A 14,204-nucleotide genomic window follows, 5' to 3' on the forward strand; every position below is an offset into this window, starting at 1 on the left:
AGCCTCAGCCCGTGGCCAGGGCCTTGAGGTCGAAGCCCGGATCGCCGGCCTGCTCCGGCGTCAGCGTCTTGCCCGCGGCCAGCAGGCGGCGGGCGGCCATGTGGTCGGAGGGGCGATCCACCGATTCGACGGCGCTGAGCCGGTCATCGCGGAAGCGGAACACCGAGAAGCCGGCGCCGGTGCGGCGCAGGACGCTCGCATCACCCGGCGCAGCGAGCCCGGCGATCTGGAGCTTGCGCGGCCCCTGGTCACTCCAGAACCACGGCACCGCGTCGTAGGCGGAGGGCCGGCCGGTGAGCCGCGCGGCGAGGCAGCGGCCCTGATCGACCGCGTTCTGCACCGATTCGATCCGCACCCGGTCGCCGCCGGGCATTCCGGACGCGAACCGGCTCGGGAAGCGCACGCAATCGCCGATGGCCGAGATCGCCGGATCGCTCGTGGCCAGGAAGGCATCGATCTCGATCCCGTCGCGCACGGCGAGCCCGGCTTCCGCCGCGAGTTCCTGATTCGGCACCACCCCGATGCCGACGAGCACGAGGTCGGCGGGCAGGCTTTGCCCGTCGGCGGTGCGGACCGCCGAGGCCCGTCCCCCCTCCCCTTCGATCGCGGTGACACCCGCCCCGAACAGGAACGTGACGCCGGCCTCCTCGTGGAAGGCGCGGAACGCTTCCGAGGTCTCGGGCGAGACTGCCCGCGCCATCACGCGCTCGGACGCCTCGATCACCGTGACCGAGAGGCCGCGGGCGGCGCAGACCGCCGCGAATTCGAGGCCGATGAAGCCCGCGCCCACCACGACGATTCGGCCGATGCCCTCGATCGCCGCGCGAAGCGCATCGGCATCGTCGAGGGAGCGGAGCTGGCGCACACCCGCGAGATCGGCCCCCGGCACCGGCAGCGCCCGGTTGCGGGTGCCGGTCGCCAGGATGAGGTGGTCGTAAGACAGATCCTCGCCGTCCGAGAGCCGCACGCTGCGCCCGGCGCGGTCGATCGCCGTCACCCGCGTCCCGGACCGGTGCGCGATGCGGTGCTCGGCGAAGAAGCTCTCCTGCCGCAGGAGCAGGCCGCGGGCATCGGTCTTGCCGGCGAGATAGGCCTTCGACAACGGCGGACGCTGATAGGGAAGCGCGGCCTCCTCGCCGACCAGGGTCAGGCGCCCGGAAAACCCCGCCTCCCGCAGCGAGGCGGCGGCCTGGAACCCGGCCTGCCCCGCCCCGACGATGACGATCGTCTCCATCGGCCCGCTCACTCGCCCGCCTCGGCCGGGCTGCGAGCCGCCTTGAGCGACGCCGCAACGGCCGGCTCCTCCGGGAAGAAATCACCGGGAATGCTCGGCAGGAAACGGCGTCCCTCCTGCGCGAGATAGTCCCAGAACGCATCGGAGGCGGGGCCGAGCACCTTGTCGGCGCGGCGCACCACGTACCAGTCGCGCCGGATCGGCAGGCCCTCCACGTCGAGCAGGACGAGGCGACCGCTCGCCACCTCCGCCGCCACCGAGTGGCCGGACAAGAGTGCGATGCCGAGACCCGCCATCACCGCCTGTTTCAGCGTCTCGTTCGAGCCGGAATCGATCCCGAGCTTGGCCCGGCGGATCATCACGCCGCTCATGAATTCCTCGAACACCGAGCGGGTGCCCGAGCCTTCCTCGCGCACGAGGAAGGATTCCTCGGCCAGATCCGCCCGCGTGAGGCCGCGCCGCCCGGCCATCGGGTGGTTGGGGGCGGCGATCAGCACCAGGGGATGGGGGCCGAAGGTCTCTGCCTCGATGGCGAAATCCCGCGGCGGGCGCCCCATGATCGCGAAATCGATGTCGTAGTTGCGTAAAGCCTCGATCGTGTCCTGCCGGTTGCCGACGGTGAGCGAGATCTCGACCTTCGGGTGGCTCTCCATGAAACCGGCGATCACGAGCGGCGCGAAATACTTCGCCGTGGAAACGACCCCGAGGCCGACCCGGCCGCCGCCGCCCCCTTTGAGGGTGCGCAGGCGGTCGGTGCAGGTCTCCAGCACGGTGTTGATGCTGTTGATCGCCCACAGCATTTCGCGGCCGGCATCGGTCGGCTTGAGGCCGGTGGGCGTGCGGTCGAACAGGAGAAGGCCCGCCTCCTCCTCGAGCTGTCGGATGCGGGCGTAGAGCGCGGCGGAGGTGACGTTGAGCTCCTGCGCGGCCCGCGTCATGGTGCCGAGCCGGGCGACCGCTGCGACTGCCTGAAGCTGCTTGAGCGAGAGATTGCGCATGCCCCGTTTTTAGTTTTTTTGCGGGGCACCACAAGTTTTTTTAGAAATCTTTCGACAGCCGTCTTGTGCCGTCTGGCGCTGGCGCCTCGCCACAGCGTATCATAAGCCGAGATGGACCTGCACGCCTCCGCGCGCGCATGGCCGACAAGAACGCCACGCACGACCTTACGTTACGCGCGGCTTCGACGGGAGCGAGCCTCAGAACGATGACGAAGCCCTACGGGTCATCCCTCGACGATCATCTCGACGCCGAAGTCGCGCGGGATCCCTCGCTGGCCGACACCGCCGCCACGATCCGGGCGCTGGCCGCCGCCGCGATCGACGTGAGCGAGACCGTGGGCCGCGGATCGCTGGCCGGCGACCTCGCCGCCCAGGGCGAGCACAACAGCGACGGCGACGTGCAGAAGGCGCTCGACGTGATCGCCCACAAGCGCTTCATGCAGGCGCTCGAAGAGGCCCCCGTGGCGCAGGTCGCCTCCGAGGAAGCCGAGGACGTGGTGACGCTGAAGGCCGACGCGCCGCTGGCCGTCGCGATCGACCCGCTCGACGGCTCGTCCAATATCGGCGTCGGCATGGTGGTCGGCACCATCTTCGGCATCCGCCCGGTGACGCAGGGCCAAGGGATCGACGATCCCAATGCCTCGTTCCTGACGTCCGGCACGACCCAGACCGCCGCCGGCTTCGTCGTCTACGGCCCGGCGACGACCTTCGTGGTCACCCTCGGCAACGGCACCCGCATCTTCACCCTCGACCGGACGGACAAGGTCTTCCGCCTCACCCACGATGCGATGAAGATCGTCCCCAGCGCCAACGAGTACGCGATCAACGCCTCGAACGTCCGCCACTGGGACGGGCCGGTGAAGTCCTTCATCGAGGATTGCCTGCGCGGCTCGGAAGGTCCGCGCGACCGCGACTTCAACATGCGCTGGACCGCCGCCCTGGTGGCGGACGCGCAGCGGGTGCTGATCCGCGGCGGCGTGTTCCTGTATCCGGGCGACAACCGGAAGGGCTACGCGCAAGGGCGCCTGCGCCTGCTCTACGAGACCGCCCCCATCGCCTTCCTCATCGAGCAGGCGGGCGGCGCCGCCACCGACGGCCAGGCCCGCATTCTCGAGCGGGTGGCCACCAAGATCCACGAGCGCTCGCCCCTGGTGTTCGGTTCCACCGAGGAGGTCGAGTGCGTGGCCAAGTACTATGACGGCCGCCAGCCCAGCGCCGGCCGCTCACCCCTGTTCGGCCAGCGCGGCCTGATGCGTAGCTAGAGCGTCAGCGCCCTCACATCAGCAAGCCCATGTCGGCGCGTCATCCCATCATCTCGGTCACCGGCTCCTCGGGCGCCGGGACCACCTCCGTCCGCAACACCTTCGAGCAGATCTTCCGCCGGGAGGATGTCAGCGCCGTCTACATCGAGGGCGATGGCTTCCACGCGCATGACCGCGACACCATGCGGGCGATGATGGCGCGCGAGCCGACGCTCAGCCACTTCGCGCCCCGCGCCAACCTCCTGCCCGAGCTGGAGGAGGTGTTCCGGAGCTACAGCGAATCCGGCACCGGCCGCACCCGGCATTACGCCCACGACGACGCGGATGCCGCGCGCTACGGCGTGCCCATCGGCGCCTTCACGCCCTGGGAGCCGTTCCAGCCCGGCTCGGATCTGCTGTTCTACGAAGGCCTGCACGGCTGCGTGGTCGATCAGAACGTCGACCTCGCCCGCTATCCCGACCTCAAGATCGGGGTGGTGCCGGTGATCAATCTCGAATGGATTCAGAAGCTGCACCGGGACCGCTCGACGCGGGGCTACTCGACCGAGGCCGTCACCGACGTGATCCTGCGCCGGATGCCGGACTACGTGCAGACCATCTGCCCGCAATTTTCGTGGACGGACATCAACTTCCAGCGGGTGCCGACGGTGGACACCTCGAACCCCTTCATCGCCCGCTGGATTCCGACCGCCGACGAATCGATGGTGGTCATCCGCTTCAAGGACCCGAAAGGGATCGACTTCTCCTACCTCGTCTCGATGATCCACGACAGTTTCATGAGCCGGGCCAACTCCATCGTCATCCCCGGGGGCAAGCTCGATCTGGCGATGCAGCTCATCCTCACGCCGATCATCATGCAACTGGTGGAGCGGCGGCGCCGGCTGGCGTAACCTTCGCCCGGCCCCCTCGGAGCACCAATTGCTCGCCTCTCAAGCGCTTCTGGCTTCCGACATCGCGACGGAGGCAACCGCCTGCTCTCTGTCGAGAAACGCCGCGACGACTTCAGAGAATTCCGGCGTGCGCAGGTAGCCGTAGGATTTGTGGTGGTTCACGCTGCCACGCGGGCGCCGATAGGTGTTGCGGACGGGACGATCGATCACGCCCACACCCGCCGCGTTCGGGGCATAGGCCTCGGCCAGCGTCGTGCCGACGGTCGCCACGTCCTCGCGGTCGCCGAGATTGCTCCAGCGGGCCACGGCGTACGGCACGCGCAAGGCCCCGTGCTCCTCGGCGAGGCGATGCTTGATCTCGGCAAGGCCCAAGGGCGCGCCCAAGGTGACGAAGTGGTCGATTTGCGGACAGCGCCCATCGCGTTCGAGCTGGCGCAGCACGTCGTAGGCGATCAGCGAGCCCATGGAATGGGCGGCGAGCAGCAGGGGCCGGCCGGCATGCTGCTCCAGCGCCTCCCGCAAGCGATTGCGGGCGGACTCGCGGAAGGCGGAATCCTCGTAGTAGCCCCAGAGGTCGTCGAGCCGGTGCTCAATGATGAAATCGTCGAGGACGAGGTGCCCGGTCTTCTCCTGCGCCCATTCGACGATGCGGTAGAGCCGGTCGGTCAGGGTCGGGGCGCACACGCCGTCCGCGCTCGGGAACGGGCCCCTCCCCCGCGCGGGATAGTAGGGCTCCCGGTTGCTGTCCTCGGAGAGCGGCACGTCGTAGCGCAGGTCGGCCCAGTAGACGAAGTCGAAGGACAGATCGCGCGGATCCTCGCCGAGATTGCGCCGAAGCCCTTCACGGATCGCCTCGCCCCACCATGCCTGCTTCTCTTCTTTCGGCGGCTTGTTGGCGAGGCCGTGGATGCCGAGGATGAGCGGGCGGTCGTGCATCGGTCGAGAAGGGAGGCCTTGCGCGTCGTCGGTTGCCGGCTCAGCGTCGGCATCGCAAGGCATACCGCGCGCGGACCACAGCGGTTCCGCGCGACAAATCGGCAGCATGGTGCCGCTGCCGACAATTTCCCCACCGTCAACGGAAAGGTTCGAGCGTCAGGACAGCGCTCTATAGGGCCTCGCGAAACCCCTGATCACCAATCGTCTACGCTCCGGGCATGGCGGCGGAGCGGGCGTTTCGTGGGCGATCCTTACGCGCCCATCTTCTCCACCAGCGCTTCGGACAGCGCGAAGTTGACGTAGACGTTCTGCACGTCGTCCTGATCCTCGATCACCTCGATGAGGCGGATCAGCTTCTCACCGGTCTCGTCATCGACGTCGATGGTGTTCTGCGCCTTCCAGATCAGGCCGGTCCGGCGCGGCTCGCCGAAGCGGCCTTCCAGCGCCTTCGACACGTCGCCATAGGCGTCCTGAGCGCAGATCACCTCGTGGCCGTCGGCATCCGAGCGCACATCGTCCGCGCCGGCCTCAATGGCGGCTTCCAGCATCGTGTCGGCGTCGGCCACGTCCGGCGCGAAGGCGATGACGCCGACACGGTCGAACATGAAGGCGACGGCGCCGGTCTCGGCGAGGCTGCCGCCGGACTTGGTGAAGGCCGAGCGCACGTCGGAGGCGGTGCGGTTGCGGTTGTCGGTCTGCGCCTCGACGATCAGCGCGGCGCCGCCGGGGCCGTAGCCCTCGTAGCGGATCTCCTCGTAGTTCTCGCCGTCCCCACCCACGGCCTTTTTGACGGCGCGCTCGATGTTGTCCTTGGGCATGTTCTCCGCCCGGGCCGCGAGGATGGCGGCGCGCAGGCGCGGGTTCATCGAGGGGTCGGGCGTCCCGAGCTTGGCCGCCACCGTGATTTCGCGGGCGAGCTTGCTGAACACCTTCGAGCGGACCGCATCGACGCGGCCCTTGCGGTGCATGATGTTCTTGAACTGGGAATGCCCGGCCATGGCGGGATCGTCTTCTCGTTCGTGCGGGCGGAGGGCTCCTTCAGGAAGAAGGATCCTCGACGCCGCGCGGGATGTGTCGGGGGCTCCGCTTATAGGCCGTGCGACCACTCCGAGGCAACGCAGGGCGGTGACGGCTCGGGTCCGGTCGTCTTCGCGGCCTTGCGCCCGGTCCGCCAGACGCCGCCCTCTCCCACCGCGACCGCGAGGATACTGCCAACCGACCGGGCACCGAGATGCCGCCCGAGCGTTTCCGTGAAGGCGAATCCGTCCGGGGTATCCGTGGCGGGGATGATCCACGTCGGGGGCGAAGACGCCCCTCTCCTCACGGTCTTGCGTAGGACGATTCGATGCCGACGACTGAAACGGGGCCAGCCGGCGCAGGGGACAAGCGATGGCGCTTCGGCCTCGCCGCCCTCATCGGCGCGCTGGCCGGGGCAATGCTGTTTCCGCGGCCGGCTAAGGGTCAGGCGGAGCGGAAACTCTAAGGACGCATCGAAGCGCGCCCGTCATCGCGCGATCAGAACGGCCGTTCGCGCGCAAAGAGCGCCTGAGCCCTGGCGAATGTCTGCTGCCATTGCTGCTCATCCAGCAGGTTGAACGCGGCCAGGAACAGCATCGAACGGATCTCGGCCAGCTTCACGAAGTCGAACAATCGTCGCTGCTCGCCCGCTTCGAGGGTCCGCACTTCCTCGTATCCACTGATGAGCGCAGCCAAGTGGGCCTCGGCCGCAGGACCGTCTTGGGCGATGAGATGCCAAGCCGCCGTCCCGAGATCGATCAGGTAAGGGCCATGCCCGCAATCGTCGAAATCATAGAAGCAGATATCGCTTCCCTGCACGACGGCGTTGCCGGCCCAGGCGTCACCGTGGCAATTCCCGGACGGCAGAGGATATCGAGCGGCATCGCCGAATGCCGGCCCGCACCACGCTTCGATGGCGCGCCGGGTCGGCGCACTGTCGGCAATGCTTTCCAAGGCCTCGACCGCCCTCCGACAAAGCGCCAGCGGATCGAGCGGCCGTGTCTCGCTGCCGACGATGCCGGACAGGGCGCCGTGAAGCGTGGCGATGGATGAGCCGAACCGCTTCATGTCGTCAGGCGCATGCGTGAGCGGACGACCTTCGAGGGCCGTGAACAGGCATCCGTATCGCGGCTGGCCTTCGAAGCTCAGGGATATGAGGTCGGCCCCGTCGGGCGTCGCGATCGGGCGTGCCACATCGATTCCGGGAGTGGGACGGCATTGGCGCAGAAGCCGCAACTCGAACGCGATCTCGGCGGGGGATCGCCCGGTGGGACGATACAGGCGCAGATAGTGGTGCTGTGCGCCGCTACTGAGCCTGTAGGTCCGATTGACACCGGCGACGACGCGTTCCGCTCTGTCGAACCGGCAACCGTACCGTCGCGAAAGACATTCGAGATCGAGACCGTCCATCCGCGCAGGATGAGCGCACAACTTACAAATGTAAATTAGGCGCCAGCCTCAGGGCTGATCCTGCTCCAGCAAAGCCCGGTAGCGCGCCGCCGAGCGGCCGACGACGGCGCTCGCCTCCTCCGTGATATGCAGGCCGAAGGCGCCGTAGAGGCGCGCGAAGGCCTTCGCCTCCAACCGGGCCGCGATGCGTGAGACGGTGCCGCCGGAAAGCGGCAGCCAGTTCGGGTAGCTCCACAGGAAGGAGACGGACTTCCGGTCCGCGCCGACCTGCACGATGTCGCCCGCGAGCAGCGCCCCGCGCCCATCCGCGCCGTCCCGCCAGTGAAGCACGGAACCGCCGGGGAAGTGCCCGCCGAGGCGCAGCAGGGTCAGGCCGGGGGCGAGCATGCGCTCGTCCTCCTCCCAGAACACCACGCGGTCGTCGGGGCGCATCACCCAGTCACGGTCGCGGGCGTGGAGGTAGACAGGCGCATCGAAGGCCGCCGCCCAATCGGGCATGGTCGTGTAGTAGTGCGGATGCGAGATCGCGATGCCGGCCAGGCCGCCGAGCGCCTGCACCAGCGCGACCGTCGCCGGATCGAGCAGGACGATGCAATCCCACAGCACATTGCCCTGTGGCGTTTGCAGCAGGAAGGCGCGCTGGCCGATGCCGAAGCGGGGATGGGTCTCGATCTCGAACAGCCCCGGCTCGACCTGCCGCCAGGCATTGGTGTGAGCGGAGGCAAGCGCGCCGGGCGTCGTCCAGCTCTGGCCGGAGGCGGGCACGTATTGCCGCTCCTCGTCGCAGATCGGGCATCGCTCGGGCGGTGTTGGCGCGTCGAGGAAGCTGGTTCCGCAGGTGACGCAGATGTGGACCGTCACGGGCCTGCCTCCTTACCGCATGTCGAGAGGTCAACCGCCGCGAGTGCCCTCACCATCGCCGGTGCGCAGTTCTTCGCGCGGCGGTGCCGCCTCGTCCCACCCGGAACCGATGTCGCCGGGCTCGGACGGTGCCGGGGAACGATGCCCCGGAACGGGTTTGGAGACCGGGCGCGGCTCGTAGCTCCGGGCCCCCGGATTCTCCGCGGGATCGTCGGGTCTGGTCGCGTCGGTCGGGGTCAAAGGGGCCTCCGGGGTCGTTTCCGGTGAAGGGTCCCACGGGAAGAACGGTTCCCGCGAGCCGAACACCCCCGGCATCGCCGCCGCCGGCCGCAGGCACCGCGAACCGGCCTGGCGCGAGCACGGTTCAAGGGGCAGAGCCTGGAATCGTCCCGAGGCTCCTCCCTCCGACCCGGCCAGGCCCCCGATGCAGCGCACGCTCTTTCTCCTCCACGCCCTCTGTCTCGGCGTCCTCGGTCTCGCCGGCACGGCGGCCTCGGCCCAGGAGCGGCCCTTCACCCCGTCGCTCACCTGCGGGACGGTGCAGGCCCTGGTGGCGCGGCAGCGCCGCGTCGTGCTGGCCACGAGCCCGAACGCCTACGAGGCGGTGCATCTCGACAGCGGCGATTGCCGCAACGAGGTGACCGCCCGGCCCGCCTTCGAGCCGACCCTCGACAATCCGTACTGCTTTGCCGGCTATCGCTGCGTTCAGCGCAACAACGGCGAGAACTCGACGCGCTGAAGCCTCTTGCGTCAGCCCCGCCGCAGCAGGCGTTTGGCCTCGGCTCGGGCGCGATGCTCGAACCGGGCGAGGCGCAGGCGCCGTTCCAGGGAGATCAGGCCGGCGTCCGGCGGCTGGGCGATGATCTCGGCGATGGTCTCACGCTCGGGGTAGAGGCTTTCCAGCGCCGAGCCCGGCATCGTCGCCGAGTCGAGCCGCGCGGCGAAGCCCTCCGCATGCAGAGCGCGCACGATGGCGTCTTCCAGCACGAGGCCGGGGGCCAGGGCGCGCAAGCCCTCGTCATAGGCGGTCTTGAGCAGATGGGCGGTGCCGCCGGAGACCAAGGCGAGGCTCGCCGCGACCGTGCGGCCATCGAGGCGCAGCAGGTCGGCCCGGACGGTGACGGGGCCGCTTTCTGGCCGGAACAGGGCGCGGGCGAAGACTTCCGTCCGCGGGCGGCTGCGAAGGGCCGTTCCGGCCTCGCCCTTCCAGCCCGCCGCTTCGAGGGTGAGGAAATCCTCCAGCGCCTGATCCAGCGCGGCCCCCTCTGTGGCGCTCTCGACGGTGAGCGTCCCGGCCTCCTCCAGACGGCGGCGACGGCGGCGCAGGTCCTTGAGACGGCTCTTGTGCGGATGGCCAGCGAGGAAGGCGTCGTAATCGGTCCGCCGGTCGAGGACCGGGCGCGCGAAATGCGCGACGGTGCCGGTCTGCCAGCCGGCCCGCTCCATGGCGGCGAGGAGCCCTGTGCCGAGGCGGGTTTCGGTCGCGAGCAGCGGCCAGCGCCACGCTCGCCCACCGGAGGCGCGCGCAAGGCCTTCCACCAGGGCGTCGAGCCGCTCCTCCAGACCGGGACCGTCGGCCACGAGCGGTGCGCTCGCCGTCACGTAGGGCGAGAGAAAGGGCTGCGCGATCGCCGCGCCGAGCCCGGCAATGTCGGGACGCAGGGTGAAGGGCAGCAGGGCAGTGATCGCCCCCCCGTCACGGACGACCACGGCTGAAAGGCGGGGATGGCACAGGCCGTGGTCGCTGTGCGCCGCGACGACCGCCCGCGCGTAGAACGGATGCGCGGTCACGGCCCGGACGGCCAGCGCGTCCCAGGCCGACGCCTCGGCGGCGAGCGCGGCAACGGGCTCGACCGCCGCCCGCGACGATCCGGAGAGGGAAAGGGCGCGCATCACCGGGCGGCACTCCGCTGGGGAAATCCGACGACCGGCGTCGAGAGGCCGTGAAGGGACCGGGCGCCGAGGGCCAGGACGAAGCCGCGCAACGTCGTGGCCAACGCCACCGCCAGAGCCGCGCCAGCGACGCCGAGCCAGGGCACAAGGGCAAAGCACAGCCCTGCGGCAAGGACCAGCATCGCCAGGGTGACGCCGGCGCAGAGCCGCTCGCCGCCGAGCATGGTCAGCACGTCCTCGGCCGGGCCGAACAGGCTCGCCGCAACGCTGCCGGCGACGAGGATCGCCAGAACCGGAAGGCTGGCGCGAAACCCTTCGCCGAACAGGCCGAGCAGCAGCGGCGACACCGCGACGATGGCGAGGCCGACGCCCAGTGTCGCCAGGAAGGTCCAGCGCGCCTGCCCGCGCACGAGATGCGTAAGGCCCGCCTCGTCGCCGCAGGCGCGGGCGGCGGCGAGGCGCTGGGCGGTCGTGGCCGAGGCCGCGTAATGCACGAAGGCGACGAATTGCTGGATGCGGGTGGCGGCGAAGTAGAGTCCGACGGCCTCCGGGGCTGCGAGAAATCCGAGGATCACGACATCGACGAAGCCGAAGGCGCTCGCGGCGAGGTCGCCTGCTGCGATCGGCAGACAGGCGCTCAGCCACAGCCGCCAACGGTAGTGGCGCGGGCCGGCCGGCAGGTGGCGGCGCAGGCGCCCCAGCAGCAGCCCGGCCTGAACCGCCGCCGCGAGGCCGGTTGCGGCCAATGTGCAGGCGATCGCGACCCAAGCCTCGGCCGGCGCACCCGCGAGCACGGCGCCCATCATCGCGACCATGATGAGAGCTTGGCGCAGCAGGTAGGGCGGCGCGATGGCGAGAAGCGGCCAGCCTTGGCTGCGGGCCACGCCCTCGAGATAGTCTTGGAAGGCGAAGAGCGGCACGACGACGGCCGCAACCAGGATTGGCGTTCCGTAAGGGCCGGCGAGCAGGCCACCGTGAACGAAGACCACGGCGAGGCCGCCGAGCGACAGAGCGAGCCCTCCCCCCAGGCTCACGAGTGCCCCGCCGAGCAGGAAACCGCGCAGGTCGCCGAGCCGGCCCATCGCCTGATCGGCGGGCAGGAAGCGGCAGGCGCCCTGGGACAGGCCGAAGGTCGCGGTGTGGCCGAGGATGGCGATCCAGACCCAGATCGTGGCGAAGATCCCGTATTCCGCGCCGCCCATCATGCGCGCCATCAGGACCTGCGCCCCGTAGGCGAACCCGGCCGCACCGATGCGGACCGCGAACACGCCGAGCGCCGAGACCGCCGCGGTGGTGCGGAACGCCCGGATTCGAACCAGAAGGGAGTCGAGCGAGGATGCTGGGAGGCCGCCCGCGATCACCTTGTCCGCTGCCATGGGCGCGCCATCCGAAAAGGCGCCGGGCGCGGGTGTGGCCGGTACGCTCGGCGATCAGCCTAGGAAGCGCGGCATTTCGAGCGGGTTAAGAGGGCGCCTTAAAAGGCACGCCAGCGGGCCTACGGCTGCTTCGGCGCTGTGGTCGGTCCGGAACCCGGCGTCCCGGTCTGAGCCGGGTCAGGCTTTGTCGTTTCAGACGTCGCGTGGTCCGTCTTTACCGCATCCGTCTTGTTCGAATCGGCCTTGGTCGGATCGGTTTTGCCCACATCCTTGGCCGCATCCGGCTGGAGCAGCGACAGGGTGATCGCCCGCGTCGCGTGCTCGGCCATGCAGCGCAGGCCCAGATCGTTGAGCCGGAAATGGCGGCCCAGCATGTGCGCCTCGGTGGTGCGCTGGGTCGAGAGGAAGCGCATCGCCGCGTAGCGGTGGACCAGCGGCACCGCCTCGCGGCGGGCGACGTCCTGCACCGTGCGCACCATCTCCGTATAATAGGCGTCGTCGGCCAGACTCTCGGTGAAGACGGGATCGATGAGCACGATGTCGATGCCGTGGGATTTCACCCATTGCACCGATTCGTCGAGCGCCTCGCCGAAGGCCTCGATATCGACGCGGGCCAGGGCGTCGTTGGTGCCGACCTGCCAGACGACGAGGTCCGGCTCCATCTCGGCGACCATGGAGCGCAGCCGCTCGCCCGCCCCGCTCGCGACCTCGCCGGGGAGACCGCGCGCCTCGACCTCGATCTGAACGTCGGGCAGCGCCTGCTCCAGGGCGTTTTCCAGCTTCACCGGATAGCTCGCGGAGGCGCCGAGCCCCGCCGAGGAGGAGCCGATGGAGAGGACGTGGATCGGCCGCTTCTCCTTGAGCGCGGCCTTGACCGCCTTCAGCCGCGCCAGGGTGTAGAGCTTCGAGCCCGGCACCCGGCATTCGGGCGACAGGCTCAGGTCGAGCGCCTCGACGGCAGCGGCCGGCGGCGCGGCCGGCATTGGTGCAGCGCCCGACGTCTCGCCGAAGGCGGGCGCGGCGAAACTCAGGCCGAGGAGGACGGCGAGTCGGCGGGCGAGGCGGTGTCGGGTGCCTTGCGCGTCGGCCGCGGTCTGCGGGAACGCCATTCGACGAACCATGCGGTGAAACCCAGTGCGATCAGGCCGGAGCCTACGACCGAAATGTCAACGAAGATACCGCCGCCGGTTTGGAAGCGCACGAACTGTCCGGCGAGGCTCAACAGCGATCCCATCGAGAAGACCGCGAGCGAGTTGCGCCCCAAACCCGACAGAAAGCGGGCGAGGCGCCCGACATGGGGGGCGATGAGGGCGTAGACGCCCTGGAAGGCCAGCACCATGCCGCAGAAATGGATCAGCCGGGCGGGCGAGAGGTAGGTCTTGTCGAAGGTGAAGACGAGGCGCGGCTCGGGCGCCAGCATCGGATCGGGCCGCAGTTCCAGCACCGCGAGCACGACGCCGACCGCGACGATGACGACGCCGAGCGGCATCAGACGGGGCCAGAGGCGCTGCAGCCGCTCCGATCCCCGCGTCGCCTCGTTCGACAGGAAGCCCAGCACCAGCAGCAATTGCCAGCAGAGCGGATCGAAGAACCAGTCGCCCTCGCCCGGCCAGGCGGGGAAGTTCAACTCGAAGACGAGGCTCGCCCCGTAGAGCGACAGCGAGAGCACCAGCAGCAGGAGCCGGCTCACCCGGCCGATCAGCACGACGGCCGGGGCGATGGCGATCAGCACCACGTAGAGCGGCAGGATATTGAAGAAGCCGAGCTGGTGCGTGAGCAGCACGACCCCGACCATGGTCTGGATCGGGTCGGCGAAGAAGCCGCCGGCATTGTGCCATTCGAGGATGAGCGGGTTGTCGAGATAGAGCGCGCATCCGGCGATCATCGCCAGCGCCAGCGCCATGATGGTGATCTGGGCGCGGTAGACCTCCACGGTGCGCGCCAGGAGCCGCAGCACGGTGATGAGGCGCGGTTCCGGCTGGCCGTCGCGCCCGCGGGTGGCAAGCCCGATCGACCAGCCGGCCAGGAACACGAACAGCTCGGCGGCGTCCGAGATGCCATACTGCGAGAAGGTGTAGCGCTCGAAGACGTTGCCGGGGATGTGGTTGATGAAAATCGTGATCAGCGCGAAGCCGCGCCAGAAATCGATCGCGTTCGGCTCGCGCATCAGGCTCCACGGTCCGGCGGTGTGACGTCGCAGCGGCAGGGTCCCGGCCTCCCGCGCGGCGCGCGACGCGGCCGGTACGGCGCCGTTCCGGGACCCGCGACCCGGAGCGGAAGGCGGCCGTCCTGATAGACCGCGCCATGGTGGATTGGAAAGCGGTGGT

14 protein-coding genes are annotated in these 14,204 nt (G+C 69.5%); 4 read left to right on the plus strand and 10 right to left on the minus strand.

The window, feature by feature from the left end; genetic code table 11:
- Nucleotides 1-4: 4 nt before the first annotated feature.
- Both ASF53_RS16810 and ASF53_RS16815 read right to left on the minus strand, forming a co-directional pair.
- A complete protein-coding gene (locus ASF53_RS16810) occupies nt 5-1,246 on the minus strand; it encodes an NAD(P)/FAD-dependent oxidoreductase (RefSeq protein WP_056200778.1) in 1,242 nt (413 codons plus the stop codon).
- Nucleotides 1,243-2,232 carry a LysR family transcriptional regulator gene (locus ASF53_RS16815; RefSeq protein WP_056200781.1) on the minus strand — a complete coding sequence of 330 codons (990 nt, stop codon included), beginning with the start codon at nt 2,230-2,232 and terminating at the stop codon, nt 1,243-1,245. Before ASF53_RS16815 ends, ASF53_RS16810 begins: the two co-directional genes overlap by 4 nt.
- 206 nt (nt 2,233-2,438) lie before the next feature.
- Between ASF53_RS16815 and ASF53_RS16820 the strand changes: the two genes are divergently transcribed.
- Nucleotides 2,439-3,494: a class 1 fructose-bisphosphatase gene (locus tag ASF53_RS16820; RefSeq protein ID WP_056200785.1), complete on the plus strand. Its 1,056-nt coding sequence runs from the start codon at nt 2,439-2,441 to the stop codon at nt 3,492-3,494.
- Nucleotides 3,495-3,523: 29 nt separating this feature from the next.
- A complete protein-coding gene (locus ASF53_RS16825; protein ID WP_056200786.1) occupies nt 3,524-4,384 on the plus strand; it encodes a phosphoribulokinase in 861 nt (286 codons plus the stop codon).
- A gap of 39 nt (nt 4,385-4,423) precedes the next feature.
- Here ASF53_RS16825 and ASF53_RS16830 read toward each other — a convergent pair whose 3' ends face one another.
- Together ASF53_RS16830 and ASF53_RS16835 are read right to left on the minus strand one after the other, a co-directional pair.
- Complete coding sequence (locus ASF53_RS16830; RefSeq protein ID WP_056200788.1) at nt 4,424-5,320, minus strand: lipase/acyltransferase domain-containing protein; 897 nt, start codon at nt 5,318-5,320, stop codon at nt 4,424-4,426.
- A gap of 251 nt (nt 5,321-5,571) precedes the next feature.
- Nucleotides 5,572-6,318 (minus strand): YebC/PmpR family DNA-binding transcriptional regulator, encoded by a 747-nt coding sequence (locus ASF53_RS16835; protein ID WP_056200792.1) that lies wholly within the window; start codon nt 6,316-6,318, stop codon nt 5,572-5,574.
- A gap of 347 nt (nt 6,319-6,665) precedes the next feature.
- Here ASF53_RS16835 and ASF53_RS25855 point away from each other — a divergent pair, with 347 nt between their 5' ends.
- The gene (locus ASF53_RS25855) at nt 6,666-6,803 is read left to right on the plus strand and encodes a hypothetical protein (RefSeq protein ID WP_156635602.1); all 138 of its coding nucleotides are present in this window, start codon (nt 6,666-6,668) and stop codon (nt 6,801-6,803) included.
- A gap of 32 nt (nt 6,804-6,835) precedes the next feature.
- Here the strand turns inward: ASF53_RS25855 and ASF53_RS16840 are convergent, their stop codons facing one another.
- The gene (locus ASF53_RS16840; RefSeq protein WP_082482780.1) at nt 6,836-7,747 is read right to left on the minus strand and encodes a phosphotransferase enzyme family protein; all 912 of its coding nucleotides are present in this window, start codon (nt 7,745-7,747) and stop codon (nt 6,836-6,838) included.
- Between the two features lie 48 nt (nt 7,748-7,795).
- Nucleotides 7,796-8,608, minus strand: coding sequence for an MBL fold metallo-hydrolase (locus ASF53_RS16845; RefSeq protein ID WP_056200799.1), 813 nt, complete (start codon nt 8,606-8,608; stop codon nt 7,796-7,798).
- A 424-nt stretch (nt 8,609-9,032) separates the two neighbouring features.
- Between ASF53_RS16845 and ASF53_RS16850 the strand changes: the two genes are divergently transcribed.
- A complete protein-coding gene (locus ASF53_RS16850; RefSeq protein WP_056200802.1) occupies nt 9,033-9,347 on the plus strand; it encodes a hypothetical protein in 315 nt (104 codons plus the stop codon).
- An 11-nt stretch (nt 9,348-9,358) separates the two neighbouring features.
- On the opposite strand, the gene ASF53_RS16855 is transcribed toward ASF53_RS16850, so the two are convergent.
- The 4 genes from ASF53_RS16855 to ASF53_RS16870 all read right to left on the minus strand — a co-directional run bounded on the left by ASF53_RS16855 (nt 9,359) and on the right by ASF53_RS16870 (nt 14,044).
- Nucleotides 9,359-10,501 (minus strand): GNAT family N-acetyltransferase, encoded by a 1,143-nt coding sequence (locus tag ASF53_RS16855; protein ID WP_056200806.1) that lies wholly within the window; start codon nt 10,499-10,501, stop codon nt 9,359-9,361.
- Nucleotides 10,501-11,877, minus strand: coding sequence for a lipopolysaccharide biosynthesis protein (locus ASF53_RS16860; RefSeq protein WP_056200810.1), 1,377 nt, complete (start codon nt 11,875-11,877; stop codon nt 10,501-10,503). The genes ASF53_RS16855 and ASF53_RS16860 overlap by 1 nt, the downstream gene beginning before the upstream one ends.
- A gap of 119 nt (nt 11,878-11,996) precedes the next feature.
- Nucleotides 11,997-12,986 carry an SGNH/GDSL hydrolase family protein gene (locus ASF53_RS16865; protein WP_056200813.1) on the minus strand — a complete coding sequence of 330 codons (990 nt, stop codon included), beginning with the start codon at nt 12,984-12,986 and terminating at the stop codon, nt 11,997-11,999.
- A complete protein-coding gene (locus tag ASF53_RS16870; RefSeq protein WP_056200816.1) occupies nt 12,905-14,044 on the minus strand; it encodes an OpgC family protein in 1,140 nt (379 codons plus the stop codon). The genes ASF53_RS16865 and ASF53_RS16870 overlap by 82 nt, the downstream gene beginning before the upstream one ends.
- Nucleotides 14,045-14,204 lie beyond the last annotated feature (160 nt).

This window comes from Methylobacterium sp. Leaf123, assembly GCF_001423405.1.
Classification (GTDB): domain Bacteria; phylum Pseudomonadota; class Alphaproteobacteria; order Rhizobiales; family Beijerinckiaceae; genus Methylobacterium.

Excerpts from the sequence above, each read along its gene's own strand:
- ASF53_RS16815 (WP_056200781.1), bottom strand. The coding sequence starts at position 2,232 with ATGCGCAATCTCTCGCTCAAGCAGCTTCAGGCAGTCGCAGCGGTCGCC.
- ASF53_RS16820 (WP_056200785.1), top strand. The coding sequence starts at position 2,439 with ATGACGAAGCCCTACGGGTCATCCCTCGACGATCATCTCGACGCCGAA.
- ASF53_RS16825 (WP_056200786.1), top strand. The coding sequence starts at position 3,524 with ATGTCGGCGCGTCATCCCATCATCTCGGTCACCGGCTCCTCGGGCGCC.
- ASF53_RS16830 (WP_056200788.1), bottom strand. The coding sequence starts at position 5,320 with ATGCACGACCGCCCGCTCATCCTCGGCATCCACGGCCTCGCCAACAAG.
- ASF53_RS16835 (WP_056200792.1), bottom strand. The coding sequence starts at position 6,318 with ATGGCCGGGCATTCCCAGTTCAAGAACATCATGCACCGCAAGGGCCGC.
- ASF53_RS25855 (WP_156635602.1), top strand. The coding sequence starts at position 6,666 with ATGCCGACGACTGAAACGGGGCCAGCCGGCGCAGGGGACAAGCGATGG.
- ASF53_RS16840 (WP_082482780.1), bottom strand. The coding sequence starts at position 7,747 with ATGGACGGTCTCGATCTCGAATGTCTTTCGCGACGGTACGGTTGCCGG.
- ASF53_RS16850 (WP_056200802.1), top strand. The coding sequence starts at position 9,033 with ATGCAGCGCACGCTCTTTCTCCTCCACGCCCTCTGTCTCGGCGTCCTC.
- ASF53_RS16855 (WP_056200806.1), bottom strand. The coding sequence starts at position 10,501 with ATGCGCGCCCTTTCCCTCTCCGGATCGTCGCGGGCGGCGGTCGAGCCC.
- ASF53_RS16860 (WP_056200810.1), bottom strand. The coding sequence starts at position 11,877 with ATGGCAGCGGACAAGGTGATCGCGGGCGGCCTCCCAGCATCCTCGCTC.
- ASF53_RS16865 (WP_056200813.1), bottom strand. The coding sequence starts at position 12,986 with ATGGCGTTCCCGCAGACCGCGGCCGACGCGCAAGGCACCCGACACCGC.
- ASF53_RS16870 (WP_056200816.1), bottom strand. The coding sequence starts at position 14,044 with ATGCGCGAGCCGAACGCGATCGATTTCTGGCGCGGCTTCGCGCTGATC.